General features: G+C 60.4%; 12 protein-coding genes and 1 pseudogene. 5 read left to right on the top strand and 8 right to left on the bottom strand.

Annotated features, from left to right (window positions below; all coding sequences use genetic code 11):
* The first annotated feature begins 4 nt into the window (after positions 1-4).
* Positions 5-700, top strand: coding sequence for an SDR family NAD(P)-dependent oxidoreductase (locus F6X40_RS28800; RefSeq protein WP_187630150.1), 696 nt, complete (start codon positions 5-7; stop codon positions 698-700).
* Positions 701-761: 61 nt separating this feature from the next.
* On the opposite strand, the gene F6X40_RS28795 is transcribed toward F6X40_RS28800, so the two are convergent.
* The 7 genes from F6X40_RS28795 to F6X40_RS28765 all read right to left on the bottom strand — a co-directional run bounded on the left by F6X40_RS28795 (position 762) and on the right by F6X40_RS28765 (position 8,804).
* Positions 762-1,913, bottom strand: a complete 1,152-nt coding sequence (locus tag F6X40_RS28795; RefSeq protein ID WP_187630149.1) for an NADH:flavin oxidoreductase — start codon at positions 1,911-1,913, stop codon at positions 762-764.
* Positions 1,914-2,288: 375 nt separating this feature from the next.
* Positions 2,289-2,894 (bottom strand): TetR/AcrR family transcriptional regulator, encoded by a 606-nt coding sequence (locus F6X40_RS28790; RefSeq protein WP_262421577.1) that lies wholly within the window; start codon positions 2,892-2,894, stop codon positions 2,289-2,291.
* A 206-nt stretch (positions 2,895-3,100) separates the two neighbouring features.
* Positions 3,101-4,465, bottom strand: coding sequence for a hypothetical protein (locus F6X40_RS28785; protein ID WP_187630148.1), 1,365 nt, complete (start codon positions 4,463-4,465; stop codon positions 3,101-3,103).
* 30 nt (positions 4,466-4,495) lie between these two features.
* Positions 4,496-5,347 (bottom strand): oxidoreductase, encoded by an 852-nt coding sequence (locus tag F6X40_RS28780; protein ID WP_187630147.1) that lies wholly within the window; start codon positions 5,345-5,347, stop codon positions 4,496-4,498.
* A 36-nt stretch (positions 5,348-5,383) separates the two neighbouring features.
* Positions 5,384-6,769 (bottom strand): hypothetical protein, encoded by a 1,386-nt coding sequence (locus F6X40_RS28775; protein ID WP_187630146.1) that lies wholly within the window; start codon positions 6,767-6,769, stop codon positions 5,384-5,386.
* On the bottom strand, positions 6,769-8,106 hold the full coding sequence (locus F6X40_RS28770) for an acyl-CoA reductase (RefSeq protein ID WP_316251858.1): 1,338 nt from the start codon (positions 8,104-8,106) through the stop codon (positions 6,769-6,771). Before F6X40_RS28770 ends, F6X40_RS28775 begins: the two co-directional genes overlap by 1 nt.
* Before the next feature lie 200 nt (positions 8,107-8,306).
* Complete coding sequence (locus tag F6X40_RS28765; RefSeq protein ID WP_187630145.1) at positions 8,307-8,804, bottom strand: MarR family winged helix-turn-helix transcriptional regulator; 498 nt, start codon at positions 8,802-8,804, stop codon at positions 8,307-8,309.
* Between the two features lie 112 nt (positions 8,805-8,916).
* Between F6X40_RS28765 and F6X40_RS28760 the strand changes: the two genes are divergently transcribed.
* Positions 8,917-10,056: a phosphotransferase gene (locus F6X40_RS28760; RefSeq protein ID WP_262421575.1), complete on the top strand. Its 1,140-nt coding sequence runs from the start codon at positions 8,917-8,919 to the stop codon at positions 10,054-10,056.
* A 22-nt stretch (positions 10,057-10,078) separates the two neighbouring features.
* Positions 10,079-11,032, top strand: a complete 954-nt coding sequence (locus F6X40_RS28755) for an SDR family oxidoreductase (RefSeq protein ID WP_262421574.1) — start codon at positions 10,079-10,081, stop codon at positions 11,030-11,032.
* A 270-nt stretch (positions 11,033-11,302) separates the two neighbouring features.
* Here F6X40_RS28755 and F6X40_RS28750 read toward each other — a convergent pair whose 3' ends face one another.
* A complete protein-coding gene (locus tag F6X40_RS28750) occupies positions 11,303-11,647 on the bottom strand; it encodes a BON domain-containing protein (RefSeq protein WP_184032291.1) in 345 nt (114 codons plus the stop codon).
* A gap of 495 nt (positions 11,648-12,142) precedes the next feature.
* On the opposite strand from F6X40_RS28750, the pseudogene F6X40_RS28745 reads away from it, so the two are divergent.
* Both F6X40_RS28745 and F6X40_RS28740 read left to right on the top strand, forming a co-directional pair.
* Positions 12,143-13,696 (top strand): annotated as a pseudogene (locus tag F6X40_RS28745) (methyl-accepting chemotaxis protein).
* A 72-nt stretch (positions 13,697-13,768) separates the two neighbouring features.
* Positions 13,769-13,969 carry a hypothetical protein gene (locus F6X40_RS28740; RefSeq protein WP_187630144.1) on the top strand — a complete coding sequence of 67 codons (201 nt, stop codon included), beginning with the start codon at positions 13,769-13,771 and terminating at the stop codon, positions 13,967-13,969.
* Positions 13,970-13,986 lie beyond the last annotated feature (17 nt).

The following is a 13,986-nucleotide window of genomic DNA, read 5'->3' as shown; positions in this document are numbered from 1 at the left end:
GCTCATGCAACGGGTAGTGGCGATAACGGGTGGATTCGGCACGCTTGGGCGCACGGTTGGTCGCGTGTTTGCCGAGAACGGCTGGAAGGTCGCGCTGATCGACAAGGCGCTCGAGCCGGAGAAGGCGAGCGCGGAGCAACTGCACGCTTCCTGGTGGCGAGGAGGCGTCGAGCTGACTGATCTCGATGCGGCGCGCTCGGCGCTTTCCGCGGTCGTCGAGCAGCTTGGCAAGCTCGATGCGATCGTCAATGTAGCGGGAGGCTTTCGCTGGGAAACGCTGGCGGACGGCAGTCTCGACACCTGGGATCTGATGTACCGGACGAACGTGCGCACGGCGGCGACTGCGTCGAAAGCGGCACTCGACCATATTGCCGACAGCGCGGAGGGCGGACGCATCATCAATATTGGAGCCGGCGCTGCGCTGAAGGCGGGCGCGGGCATGGGAGCGTATGCGGCCTCGAAGTCGGGGGTGATGCGTTTGACTGAGGCGCTGGCCGAAGAACTCAAAGGCCGTTCCATTACCGTCAACGCTATCTTGCCAGGCATCATCGATACGCCACAGAACCGCAAGGATATGCCCGACGCTGACTTTTCCCGCTGGGTGCGGCCTGAAGAAATTGCCGAGGTGATTCTCTTTCTCGCGTCTGGCGCCGCGTCGGGGGTGACCGGTGCGTTGATTCCTGTCACCGGGCGTACGTAAAGATCCCGAACCGGAAATAGCAGTTGATGCCCGAGTCAAGGTGCCAACTGCAAATCGCGTTTCAGGTGAGGTGTGCGAGCGAGTCGTTGCTGAACCCGAGGAACGGCTCGCCAAGCCGTACGCGCCGCGCCCAGTTCGGATCATGTAGAAGCGAGCGTCCCACGCCAACAAGATCGAACTCGCTGCGTGAGAAACGATCGAGCAGGGCAGTGAGGTCGGGCTGCGCCGCTGTCGCGGCCCCGGCCATTGAATCGTAGTAGCCCTTGTTAATGCCGATCCCACCAACAGTCATCGAAAGCTTGCCGGTTACCTTCTTCACCCAACCGGCGAGATTCATCTCTGAGCCCGCGAATTCCGCCCGGTTGAAATAGCGGGTGCTCGCCTCGAAGATGTCGACGCCAGCATCCGCGAGCGGCGCGAGAATGTGCTCGAGTTCGTGCGGGTCGTTGGCGAGACGCGCGCGGAAATCCTGCTGCTTCCACTGGGAGAAGCGGAACGTGATCGGCATCGTCGCACCGATCGCTTCGCGGATGGCACGGACAACCTCGGCGGCAAAGCGGCTGCGCGCCGTGAGATCCTTGCCCCATCGATCCGTGCGTTGATTGGTTTCTGCCCACAAAAAAGCGTCGATCAGATAGCCGTGAGCTCCGTGAATCGCGATGCCATCGAAGCCGGCGGCCGTCGCATAGCGCGCGCTTCGACCATAGGCTGCAATGACGTCCGCGATCTCGGCATCGGTCATCGGGCGCGTTGGCGGCATGACGCGCTCCATGTAACCTGCGTTGAGCGATGTCGTTCGTCCTGCCGGTCCCCACAGTCCCGATGGGCGCAGTGGCGAGGCGGCCGGGAAGGGGCCCGTATTCGCCTCTTTCATGGGTCCCATATGCCACAACTGAGGAAAGATGATTCCGCCGCTAGCGTGAACTTCGTCCGTCACGCGTCGCCACGCGGCAACTGATTCCTCTCCGGCGAGCTCTGGAATCGAATTTTCTCCGAGTCCGGCTTCGCCGAGCGCCGCGGGGTGATCGACGCCGACGCCTTCCGTGATGATCAGGCCTGTCTCGCCCTGCGCACGCCGCTTGTAGTAGGCGGCGACGTCACTACCGGGCAATCCGTTCGGCGAAAAGCCGCGAGTCATGGGTGACATGACGATACGGTTGGCAAGCGTGACCCCGCGCACGGTGAGGGGTGAAAAGAGCGACGTGGTATCCATTGGTCATTCACATATCTGACTTGTGTGCGGATAATGATACGCTATGTTCTTTCGATGAAAAAGCAATATTGGCACCGTCTCGCAGGCGGCGTTGAACAGGAGGATTGCATTGGAGCAAGCAGACTCATTGGCGGTAGACGCGCTCGAAGAGAGCGGCGCAAAGCTCATCCCGGAGGGCTTTGCATTGATGCCGGAGTTCGGTCCCTTCCATCGGATGTTCGGACCTACCTACTTTCGCAAGAGCGAATGCGGACTTTCTCCGACTGCCGGATCTGGGCGAATGCGAAATGCATCGCCCAGGCGTCGGGGCAATTCCAGGTGATGGGAGAAATTGACAGCTAGTGCGTCGGCGAGACCTGGATGGCCGCGCGAACGTTACGGCATTGACCGGGCTCGAACCTTATCTAGTGCCGCACGGTACCTCCACGCGGTCAACAGAAGCCGATGAATCCGCTCAGCCCGGCGTTTCCGTTCGGAACGGGTGGTCTGAACCGCGAGGTGCACTTCGGGCGCGCCTGTGACCAGTGTGAGAAGATCGCGCGCCGCGTTCGAGGGATCGTCGATGGCGATCACGCCGCTGAGCGCGGCGGCTTCCAGAACGCCGGTTAGCGGCTCCAGCATCGTCACCACGAACTGCAGAAACTGCTTTGCGACATCGGGAAAGCGAATCGCCTCGCCAATGACCATGCGTGAAGTGTGCATGCTGTCCGGTATTGCCATGTGTTCGACGAGCGCATCGATAAGGGATGCCAGGTTCGTCGAAAAATCGCGGCCCGGTTCCAGATGTTCCGAGATCTTGCCCCGCAGATCGGCCATCCCGCGCCAGACGATGGAGCGAAACAGCTCTTCTTTCGTGCCGAACTGGCGATACACGGTCGTTTTGCTGACGCCAGCCAGCGATGCGATTTCCTCGACCCTGGCGGCGCCGAAACCTTCTCTGATGAACACGGATTTGGCGGCTTCGAGCAGCCGCTCGCGCAACTGAACTGCATCGTCGTGGGTGGGCCGGCCAGCCGTTCGAGGTTTGTCCGCCGCAGCGAGCCGCGAGGCTCCGTTGGGAGCCTGAACTGACATAGGTTTGTACATCGGGGAGTGTTTGATGTCGGAATCAGGACATCAGTATACTCATGAGCCCAAGGGGGCGCCAGTCATGGCGCCCCTGGGGCTCGGACCGCGCGCAGCAGGGCTCAAACGTTGATCATGCCACGTACATACGACTCCATCGTGCCGGCGCACGAGAGCTTGTCTTCGCCTTCTTCGAGATCGGCGTAGCGGCCGACTTGACGGACCAGCGGCCCTTGCAGGCCGTCGGTGTTTCCCGCCGGTGAAAAGTCGACCACGACCTTGTCGCCGGTGATGAAACCACCCCAGTATCCTTCGGCCAGCAGATCGAAAAACGCGAAGCGCCCCTCAACGACGCCCAGTCCATCCGCAGGATTCAGCAGTTGCTCTCCCGCCTTGTCGAGGACGAACGGGACGATCCACGGGCAGATTGCATAGCCCTGCGCAACTTCCGACCAGGGGCCGGTTCCGATCATCTCGGACATGCCATAACTGTTCTGGACGTTCTCGGCACGAATACCGTAGAAGCGGATGATTTGCTCCCGATAGTCGGCGGGGGCCGAGGTGCCCTTCAAGCCGCCACCGGTGGTGATTACCGTGTCCGGATGGCAGATGCCATCGGCGATGCCGCGCTGACGGGCGCGCTCGGCGAGCGTCCAGTGCAACGACCAGTTGCCCTGGACGAGCACCGGAACTTCGCGCTGCGCGGTGAGCTTGTCGAGAAACCGGTCGATCATCTTGCCGGTATGACGTTGGCGCGCCACCGCCTGCTCCTGAAACGCCGCGACCTCGCTCGGTTTCGCGGAGCCGTCGGCGATTGCGCGGCGCATGCGGCCCATCGAAATCGTTGCGGATGCGAGCACCGGTTCGTCGAACATCAGCGTGGTTTCCGCGCCGAGCCGTTGCGCTGCGTTCAGTACCGGTTCGATATGCCGATGCGCGCCGGCAGGCGGCATCATGAGGAAAGCCGGGCGCTTGCCGAAATCTCTTTGGATCATTGCGTTGCCGTAGACGCCCAGCTTCACGCACGACTCGGTGACATTGTCGAGATCGGCTTGCGTCTGACTGATGAAGCTGCACTTGCCGGATGTGCCGCTCGAGCTGAAAACATGGTGTCCCGCTGTGCGCAGACGGTCCATCCATGCGTCGACGTTGTCCGCGCCGTCCAGATCGACTTCGGCTACCCGTTTGCTCGATAGCGTTTGCAGCCATGCCGAAAGATGCTTCCAGCGGCCGTTGTCGATGAATGACTCGGGGTAGCTCTTGTAGATCTGATGCGCGAACAGCAGCGGCACCATATCTTCATGGCGGGTCACCTCGTTGACGCCGACATCTTCCGCTCTGCGACGCAGTAGCCTGATCTGTTCGCGGCGCTCGGCGAAGCGCTCTTTCATGGCAGCGAGCTGAAGCTCGCGAAGGTTCTCGGGGTGCTTGCGAAACGGGTCGCTTTCATCGCGCAGCATTGCATAGAACGGGTCCAAAGCGGACATGTCGTCTCCAGGGCTATGAGTTGCCAGGCGTCAGTGGTCGAAGTTGGTGGAACTCGACACGTCGAGCCAGGCTTCGAGGTTGTGTTGCACGGACGAAAGTTTCTTCCGAACGACGTCGACGGCGTCCGGACCTAGTGGTAGCCGCAGCGGCGGGCTGTCTGCGGAAACCGCGCGCACGATGGCGTCGGCAGCCTTTGCCGGATCGCCCGTTTGCGTGCCGTGGTAGCTGCTCATGTAACGACGCATCTTGCCCACGGTCTCCGTATAGACGGGTGATTCGACCTCGCTCCACTTCAGCGATCCGCCTGCGAAATTGGTGCGGAAGCCACCCGGCTCGACCACGGTCACTCGAATCCCGAACGGGCTCAGTTCACGAGCGAGCGATTCCGAAAGCCCTTCGATCGCATGCTTCGAAGCGCAATAGAAACTGCAGCCCGCGATGCCGATCACGCCGGCGACCGACGAGAAGTTCACGATATGACCGCAATTGCGCTCGCGAAAATGAGGCAGTACGGCGCGTATCACGTTGACCGTTCCAAACACGTTGGTATCGAACAGCTGACGTGCTTCCGCGTCGGAGACCTCTTCAAATGCGCCGAAGAGACCGTAGCCCGCATTGTTGACGAGTACGTCGATCGGTCCCGCGCGCTCGATGGCCTGCTCGACGCCGCGACGCACCGCTGCCGCGTCGGTCACGTCAAGCAGCACACCGTGCGCGCGTCCGGATGCGAGATTTTCGAACGGCGTGATCTGTGCGTCATTCCGAACGGTCCCGACCACTTTGTCGCCACGGGCGAGGACCGCCTGCGCAAGCGAACGGCCGAAGCCGGACGAAACGCCGGTAATGAACCACACGGCTGGGCTTGTCTGTGTTTCAGTCATTGTCGATTGGCCTTCAAATGAGTAGGAAACATCGATTTAGTTGGCGGTCCGGGCCTCGGTCATGTCGGCGATCTCTCCGCGGACGTAGGCGTCGATCGTTCCCGCGCATGACAGCTTGTCGTCGCCGCCGGGCAAATCCTTGTAGCGCACCACGTCGCGAATGATGGGCGTGCGCACGCCGTCGATGCCGTGACCGAACTCCACGATGACCTTGTCGCCGCTGATCACACCGCCCCAGCGCCCATCCGCGAGCAGGTCGATGATGGCGAGCCGTCCCTCGACGATGCCTTTCCCGTCCGCAGGATTAAGCAGTTGTTCGCCGGTCGAGTCGAGCACCAGCGGGACGAGCCAGGGCGGGACCGTCCACGCCTTCGCTTCGTGAAACCACGGGCAAAAGCCCGATACTTCACCCATGCCGTAGCCGTCGTTGAAGTTGGTCGCGTTGAAGTTGAAGAAGCGCTCGCACTGTTGCTGGAAATCTTCTGGCAGGTTCGCACCTTTCTTGCCGCCGCCGATACTAATGATCGTGTCGGGGTGAAAGTCGGCGTCGGGAATGCCACGCTGGCGCGCCGTGGCGACGATCTGATAAAGCATCCCCATCATGCCCATGATGAACATGGGCTCGCGACGCCGTTCGAGCAGTTGGTCGATGAACTGCCGGAAATCGGCTTGTACGCGTTCGCCGCGTTCTCGGCTTTCGTTCTGGAAGGCTTCGATTTCACTCGGGAGCGCGGTGCCGTCCGCGATAGCCCGCCGCATGCGCGCCATGCGCGTGGTGTGCGCGGCGCTTTGCGGCACATCCGACATGTAATGAAGGTCGCCCGGCATCGCAATCGATTCGGCGAATTTCGCCATGCGCTCCGTTCCGGTGTAAGAGCCGGAGGAGGGCGTCAGAAGGAACACGGGATAGCGACGCGACGGATCGCGCATGCCCCTCGCCGCCCAGCGAATGCCTTGGGAGAGGAGGCGCCAGCCGAGTTCGCGGTCGGCTTCGCTCTGGTAAATGAAGGACTGCTTGCCCGAGGTCCCGCTCGAGCTCATCACATAATGGCCGTTTCGACGCAGCGCATGGATCCAGTCGTCGAGATCGGCGATCGTGCCGTAGTCGAATCCGTCGATCTTGCGGGTTGTGAGCGTTTGAAGCCACGCTGTGAGGTGGCGCCATTTTCCCTGCTCGATGAACGAATCGGGATAGCTCTTGTAGACGGAGTCGGCAAAAAGCAATGGCACGGCGTCGCTCATGCTCTTCACTTCCGTCACTCCGGCTTCGCTGGCTCGCTTGTCGAGAATGCGAATCTGCTGCCGGCGCTGCGCGAAGCGCTCGCGCACGGCTTGCAGTTGCGCGGCATGGAGGCTTTCCGGCGCGTTGCGGAAGGGGTCTTGAAGATCCGTGAGTTGAAGCAGCGTGGAAAGGGCTTGCATTATTGGGTCTCCTCCGGATTCGGGCCCGATTCCTCCGAGATCCATTTCATGAATCGATGGATCGGGAACATGCCGTCATGCGGATAGCCGCCAACCCCATCTGAAATAGACTCGCCCAGCGCCACGATGCGTTGCACGCCAGCGCACGCGAGCGCGTCGCGCACCTCTGTGACCCGGTGCGGCGGATAGATGCCGACCGTTTGCGTGGCGACGGTCGCATAGCGCGCGCCGTCGCGCAGGCTTGCCACGGGAACGACGTTGACGGTCTTGCAAATGGGATGAAAATCGACCATTTCTTCCGAGCGAATGACGAGCCCCTTGCCGTCGTATCCGCCGAACACCCGGTAGAGCGGCTCCATCTCACGCAGCACATCAACCGCTTCGCGAATGTCGCTGGGCACCAGCGGGCCCTGGCCGTCGCCATAGCGAAAGTCCTGGCCGAGTGCCAGCGCCAGTTGCTCCGCATAGCGGTCGGCGTCGTCTTCGTCGCCTTCGATGAATTGATACCGGCTCGCATTGCACGCGTCCTGGTTGAACGACAGCACATCGGCTGCGCCGGCACGCGCGACGTCGCGCAGCACCTCGTCGGATGCAAAGGCTTCACGGCCGACCAGCGAGATAGATACCTTCGGATCGAACGCGACCAGCTCGAGCCCGGGGCCAGCGTAGCGCATCACGTGCCGAACCGCGCTGTCGCCGCCCCATACGACAATCTTGTCGAAGTACTGCGGACGATAAAGAATCGACTCGACATGTTCGTCTCCACCGCGCCAATACGCAGCCGAAAACGACTGGGTGACGGGATGATCCGGGTCGATGTCGGCCATCGTGCGCAGAATTGCAGTGGCCGTGAAAAGATCGTTCGAAGGCAGCTTGAGCAGGTGGACGCCTTTCGTCAGCGCCGCGCGCATGACCGTCATGGCTGCCACCATCGGCGAGTTGCCTGCGAGCACATGTACGAGGCGCGGTGCAAACGCGCGCAGACGACTCGGGCGCCCGCGCAGCGTGCGTGCCACCCAACCGTCGACGAGGCGCGCGTCGCCAAGACTTACGCGCAACTCGTCCTCGATCACCTCGCGTGCGAAAAGGTTGGGAATGTCGCGATAGCAGTTTGCCAGAATCCGTCGCCCGAGCGGACTCACTTTGATCATTGACTCGAGCGCGGCCTGCATCAGCAAATTGACGTCCAGATGCAAACGCGGCCCCAGTTCGACAAGAAAGTCGATAACCTTCGCAATCGGCAAATCGAAGGCGGGGCCTGACTCAGCTCGCGGCCACACGAGGTCGTCAAGGTCGATCCTGGGCGTGCAGAAACCTTGGCCAAGATCACGCGACACGTGTCTGATGGCGCTTCCGGTGACAGTGCGACCGCGGTATACGTGAGGAACCGGCAGCGGCGCGAGGCTGGGCTCCTGCGCCGGGTTCCCGCGTTGCCTTTCTGTTGTTTCGGGGTGCTCCATAAAAGCTCCTTTTCAAATATCGATACGCGTTAATTTGCGGCGCAGATGCTGGTCCATTCCGAGCTTGCTATCGCTAGTCAGCTCAGGTTGACGATCATCCGATCGAGTAAATGTTTGACGGTTCGGACTTCTTCGACCGTGAAGCCGCGAAGCTGCCGATTGCTTGCATCGACGATGTGCGGCAGGGTTCCGCGCAACAACTGGCGGCCGTTTGCAGTCAGTGTGAGCTCGACACAGCGTCGGTCGGAAGTGCTGCGAATTCGTTCAATCAAGCCTCTTTTTTCAAGCGAATCGAGCTTGCGGGTCATGATGCTGCTGTCAGCGAGCAGCACCCGGCACAAGGCAGTAGGTGTGCGAGCACGTCCGTCGGACAGTGCTTTCAGGATTCCCCACTGTATTGCTGAAAGCTCGCTCGCAGCGAGCTTTCCGTCGATTTCCGCGCCAAGCAGAAGATGAACCAGGTTCATCTTGAACGCGACACTATCTTCAGTACGGTATTCCTCTGGCGCAAGTCTCTGTGCGAGTTCGGCGCCAGCCGGTTCTCGCTCGAGCGTGACGGAGTCGGATAGATTCATCGATTTCCTGCCAAAAAAGTAGCTGCATTTGCAAGCAACTATATGCACGGCATTCAAAATATGCAACGATAGGCGGGGTGTGGTTTTCCCCATGTTGCGACGGGGAGCAGGTATGCGCGACGATGCGCACGCGTCTTTTTGTTTGCAATCTTCGGGAGGAACCTTGTCGGAATCTGGTGTGGTAAGTGACATGGCGTTGCCTGTCGCTGTTGAGGAAGTGACCGCAAAGTGGCTAACCTCCGCGATCGCGTTCCGCTTTCCCGGCGCCGAAGTAACTTCGTGCAGGCACGTGGAGGTATTGCCGGGTACGTCGACCAAGGTACGCGTCGCACTCGAGTACAACGACGCGGGACAGGCAATGGCGCTGCCGGCGCGCATGATCGTCAAGGGCGGTTTCGAGGATCACAGTCCTTCGATGAGAGACATGTATCGCAATGAAATGCGTTTTTATCGCGACGTTCTACCGTTCATCAATATGAACGCGCCTAGATGCTTCTTTGCAGGCACGGATCCTGACGCCTGGCAATCGGTCGTAGTGATGGAAGACCTGAGCGAGCGTAACGTTCAGTTTTGCCGTGCCCAGCAATCGCAGGGCTACGAACAAGTCGCCCTACGGTTGAGTGCGATGGCGCGCTATCACGCGCAAACATGGAATAGCCGGGAGTTCGACAAGGGCGGTCGGCTCGAATGGGTGGGAGAGCGCTTTTCGGACTGGTCGCTGGAATACCAGAACCGATACCTCGAACCGGACGTCTGGGCCCACTACATCTCGCTGCCGAGAGGAGCGGCAGTAAGCCGGTATCTGCACGATAGGGACTGGATGATGGCATCTCTCGCGCGCATTGCGCGCGAACATAAGAGCAAACCGGTATGCCTTATTCACGGCGATACGCATCTGGGAAATCTGTACGTCGAAGCTGACGGGACGCCAGGTTTTTTCGATGCCCAGGTCAGTCGGGCGCCTTGGAGCCTCGAGGTTGCCTATCACATAGGGTGCGCACTCGATATCGAGGACCGTCGCTCATGGGAGCGGTCGCTGCTCGAACACTATCTTTCGCAACTGGCGATTAGCGGGGTCGAGGCGCCTGATTTCGACGAAGCGTGGAACGACTATCGACGCGATCTCGCGTATGGATACTTCATCTTTGCGATTAACGAAACCCGCTTCCAGACCGAAGCAGTGAACACCGCGTATGCGGCACGCTTTGGCGCGGCATTGTTGGATCACGGCACGGTGCGCGAATCGACATGATCCAGGCCAATAATGCAACCGTATGTTGCATTATTGGCTTCGCGAGACTAAGCTCGACCATCGGCAGCCTCCTGGCGAGTTATGGCTTGAACGTGAACGTGCCGGTGCTCGCTCGAACGTTCAAGATGACAGTCGACTTTCATCAACCGATTACAGCATGCCTGTTCCGAAAATCTTTCATCAACGTTTAAGCGGCAAGATCGCGATCGTGACCGGCGCAGGATCGCTCGGTCAGGGATTTGGCACGGGCAAGGCCATTGCCTGTCTTTTTGCGGCGGAGGGCGCGTCCGTCTGTCTCGTCGATCAGCAGTACGAGCGGGCGGCGGAAACGCTCGCGCTGATCACGGAAGCGGGCGGCCGAGCGTTCGTATCGACCGGCGATGTCACGGACGGCGCTGTCTGTGCGCGCATTGTGGAAGAGACCGTTCAGCGGTATGGAGGTCTGGACATTCTCATCAACAACGTCGGTATCTCAGGCGCACCGGGGAGATTGCAGGACGTCGACGAAGCGTCCTGGGACCGTGTGATCGACGTCAATCTGAAAAGTGCGTTCTTGATGAGCCGAAGTGCGGTGCCGAATATCGTGGCACGCGGGGGCGGGGCCATCGTCAACATCGGTTCGGTCGCAGGCATCCGCAGCCACGGGTCGGCCGCGTATGGCTCGTCAAAGGCGGGAATGGTCGGCTTTACGCGTGAACTCGCGGTGATGTACGGCCGCGATCAGGTTCGTGCCAACGCGATTGCTCCGGGGCATATTTTTACGCCAATGGTGGAAAGCATGCTTGACGATAAGGCTCGCGAACGGCGCCGCAAGATCGCGCCCCTCCCTTTGGAGGGAGATGCATGGGACGTCGCGGCCGCCGCGCTGTTTCTCGCCAGCGACGAATCGCGATTCATTACTGGCACGTGCTTACCCGTGGACGGTGGCGTGACGCAGATTGCGGCGCTTGCGGCGTACGATCTGGTCCAGCAATAGCCACCGTATCGGGCGGGGTACGTCGGGCAGCAAAGCGTCACTTTCCGCTGTGCTTTCCTGGCCAAATTTTCTGGTAACTTAGCGGGGCCGAATTGGACCCGCGTTACAGGAAACGGCACCTGTCTGGCACTGGCATGGCCGTCTAATTGCGGTTCATGCCAATCGCCCCTTTGCTCGGCCCTGGATAAATATCGCGCTCGATCCGAACGATCTGTCGATGTTCGTCCAGGTCGTCCGCGCCTGGTTCATCTGTTTTTCGGCAAACGCGCGTCATTGCGGCCTGAGGTGCAGATCGTTGCTCACGGATTGCACCCCCGGCACGCCGCGCGTCACGGCAAGCGCTTTCTGAATCTGTGCCTCCGAATCCACGTATCCTGACAACTGCACGACGCCTCGATACGTCGCGACGCTCATCGGCAAGGGTCTCAGTTCCGGGTTCGCGACGAGCGCCTGCTTCACCCGGGCGGCGAGCGCAGCGTCGTCAGCGGCGATCTTCCCCGGCGCTGTCAAGGGCGGCGTCACCGTGGACTTACAGCCGCTGGTGAACACGAACGCTGGCAATGCGAACGCCGCGACGATCAGCAATCGGCTTTTGATGTATGGCGCGTTTCGCATGTCGGCTATGAAATCCTGATTCGATAGGCGCTAAATGGTGGACTGAAAAGCGGGCCGAGTGGCGAAGGGATACGGCGCATCTCGGCTTACAAGCTACCTGTATTGGCAGGGCACAACCCTTCGCGTCGATTTGGCGAGGCGAATCAGGCGTAGCAATTGCGCAGGTACGAGAGAACGAGTATCTGACTATCGCCATTGCAGTTTCCCACGAACTGCATACGTTAGCCGAAGACGGTATCTGAAGAAGTTTTCCCATGTCTGAGCCTGTCAATCCTCCCAATACCCGGGCGAGCGGGTTTCAAGGTGTCACGCGGAGGGTCGCACTGTCATCGGTCCGCTGGTCAAAGCGCCGCACGGGGGCAACGAAGACCCTTGAAGCGCCCCACCAGAAGTCTGATGTCCCGGCATAAAGCCTATCTGCATGCCCATTTTCTGAAGAGATCGCGGAACCTGCCGATAAACAGGTCATCGTACAACACCGGGTTGAAAAGCGGCATGAGAAACGTATCGGTTCGAAATAGTCTCCTGACTGTCTTCCTGATCTTTGCGGCGATGATTTTGCTGGGCGGCGTGATCGGTGTCGCCACGCTCAGCCGCGCGAATGCCAGTCTCAACCGCATCCATCAGATTGCGACGCAGGAAATTCTCGTCAACGACGCATACAAGGACTCCACACGCACTCGAGCCGCGTTGACACGAGCCTACTCAGCCCTAAAGGAGCGCAACGACGAGACGACGCGAGACTCGGCATTGAAGAGCGCCGAAACGACGATGAACCGGGCGGCTGCGGAAACCGAGTCGTTTCGAAGCGCCGCCGCTTTTCGTGGCCAGGACGACGAGTTGAAGCAGCAGTTGATCGAATCGTCAGTCAACCTCGCCGCGATTCTGAAGAAAGCCTCCGATGCTCTGCGTGCCGGCGATACGAACGCCTACGCCGCTATCAACGATCACGACATTACGTCAACCGGTGTGGCGTATTCGGTGAATGTCGAGAAATTCCAGAGCATGGCTAACACGTTGTCGAACGATGCCATCGCGCAGGTCGATCGCGAATATACGTGGGTCGTCAGCCTGGTCATTTTCGGAGTGAGCGCGGCGCTGGTCCTGATCGTCGCTGCGCATTTCGCGCTGCGGCGCATCGTGACGACTCCGCTGAACGACGCCGCCAATCTGCTCGATCGAATCGCGGCGAATGATCTGACAGCGCGCATCCCCGAGGCGAGCGGCAACGAGATCGGTCAGCTATTCGCGGCGATGTAGCGGATGCAGCGTGGTTTGGCTCAGACAGTGGCGAACGTGCGCAACAGTTGCGAGGCCATTTACGGCGGCGCGCGCGAGATTGCCGCGGGCAATGTGGATCTGTCGAGCCGCACAGAGCAGCAATCAGCGGCACTGGAAGAAACCGCGGCCAGCATGGAGCAGTTGACGTCCACCGTCAAACAGAACGCGGATAACGCGCAGCAGGCAAGTGCACAGGCTTCGAGCGCAGCCGATGTCGCCGAGCAGGGCGGCGAAGTGGTCGAGCGCGCCATCCAGACCATGAATTCAATCAGCCAGAGTTCGCGGAGGATCGCCGAGATCACTGGGATGATCGACAGCATCGCATTTCAGACCAATATCCTTGCGCTGAATGCGGCGGTCGAATCGGCACGGGCCGGTGAGCAGGGACGCGGCTTCGCCGTGGTCGCAAGCGAAGTTCGCAGTCTGGCTCTGCGCAGCGCGGACGCCGCCCGAGAGATCAAGACCTTGATCGGCGCCTCGGTCGAGGACGTGGCTAACGGCAATAGCCTGGTCGCGCAGGCGGGTCAGTCGATGAAGGAGATTGTTAGCGCCGTGCGCGGCGTGGCCACCATCATGAATGAAATCAAGGCGGCAACGATCGAGCAGAGCACGGGCATCGAACAGGTCGGCCAGGCGGTTACGCAGATGGACCAGGTGACTCAACAGAATGCGGCACTCGTCGAAGAAGCCGCTGCCGCGAGTGCGCTCGAACAGCAGGCGCAGTCAATGACGAATGCAGTCTCGGCATTCCGCCTCGCCGCGCAATAGAGGCTCCGATTGACCGACGCAAAGCGCTGGTCGATTCAGACAATCTAAGGCATTTCTAACTGGAGTATGAACATGAACGTTAAAGGCGTGCTGGGCGCCACCGCAATTCTGATTGCCGGTGCTTCCCTCTCCTGCGTGTCACAGGCCGCGACGTATGCATATGTATCGAATGCAGATAGCCGGGATATCTCGGTTTTCAGTCTCGACAAGTCGAACGGCTCGCTTGCGCCCGTGGAGACTGTGTCTGTCGGTGCCACGGTGATGCGTTCCTGATTCGGCTTTCACTGGGC

The organism is Paraburkholderia sp. UCT31 (assembly GCF_014397655.1).
Classification (GTDB): Bacteria; Pseudomonadota; Gammaproteobacteria; order Burkholderiales; family Burkholderiaceae; genus Paraburkholderia; species Paraburkholderia tuberum.
This window is presented reverse-complemented; position numbering and strand designations above follow the sequence as displayed.

Excerpts from the sequence above, each read along its gene's own strand:
- F6X40_RS28740 (WP_187630144.1), top strand. The coding sequence starts at position 13,769 with ATGAACGTTAAAGGCGTGCTGGGCGCCACCGCAATTCTGATTGCCGGT.
- F6X40_RS28795 (WP_187630149.1), bottom strand. The coding sequence starts at position 1,913 with ATGGATACCACGTCGCTCTTTTCACCCCTCACCGTGCGCGGGGTCACG.
- F6X40_RS28750 (WP_184032291.1), bottom strand. The coding sequence starts at position 11,647 with ATGCGAAACGCGCCATACATCAAAAGCCGATTGCTGATCGTCGCGGCG.
- F6X40_RS28755 (WP_262421574.1), top strand. The coding sequence starts at position 10,079 with ATGTTGCATTATTGGCTTCGCGAGACTAAGCTCGACCATCGGCAGCCT.
- F6X40_RS28775 (WP_187630146.1), bottom strand. The coding sequence starts at position 6,769 with ATGCAAGCCCTTTCCACGCTGCTTCAACTCACGGATCTTCAAGACCCC.
- F6X40_RS28760 (WP_262421575.1), top strand. The coding sequence starts at position 8,917 with ATGCGCGACGATGCGCACGCGTCTTTTTGTTTGCAATCTTCGGGAGGA.
- F6X40_RS28800 (WP_187630150.1), top strand. The coding sequence starts at position 5 with ATGCAACGGGTAGTGGCGATAACGGGTGGATTCGGCACGCTTGGGCGC.
- F6X40_RS28780 (WP_187630147.1), bottom strand. The coding sequence starts at position 5,347 with ATGACTGAAACACAGACAAGCCCAGCCGTGTGGTTCATTACCGGCGTT.
- F6X40_RS28765 (WP_187630145.1), bottom strand. The coding sequence starts at position 8,804 with ATGAATCTATCCGACTCCGTCACGCTCGAGCGAGAACCGGCTGGCGCC.
- F6X40_RS28785 (WP_187630148.1), bottom strand. The coding sequence starts at position 4,465 with ATGTCCGCTTTGGACCCGTTCTATGCAATGCTGCGCGATGAAAGCGAC.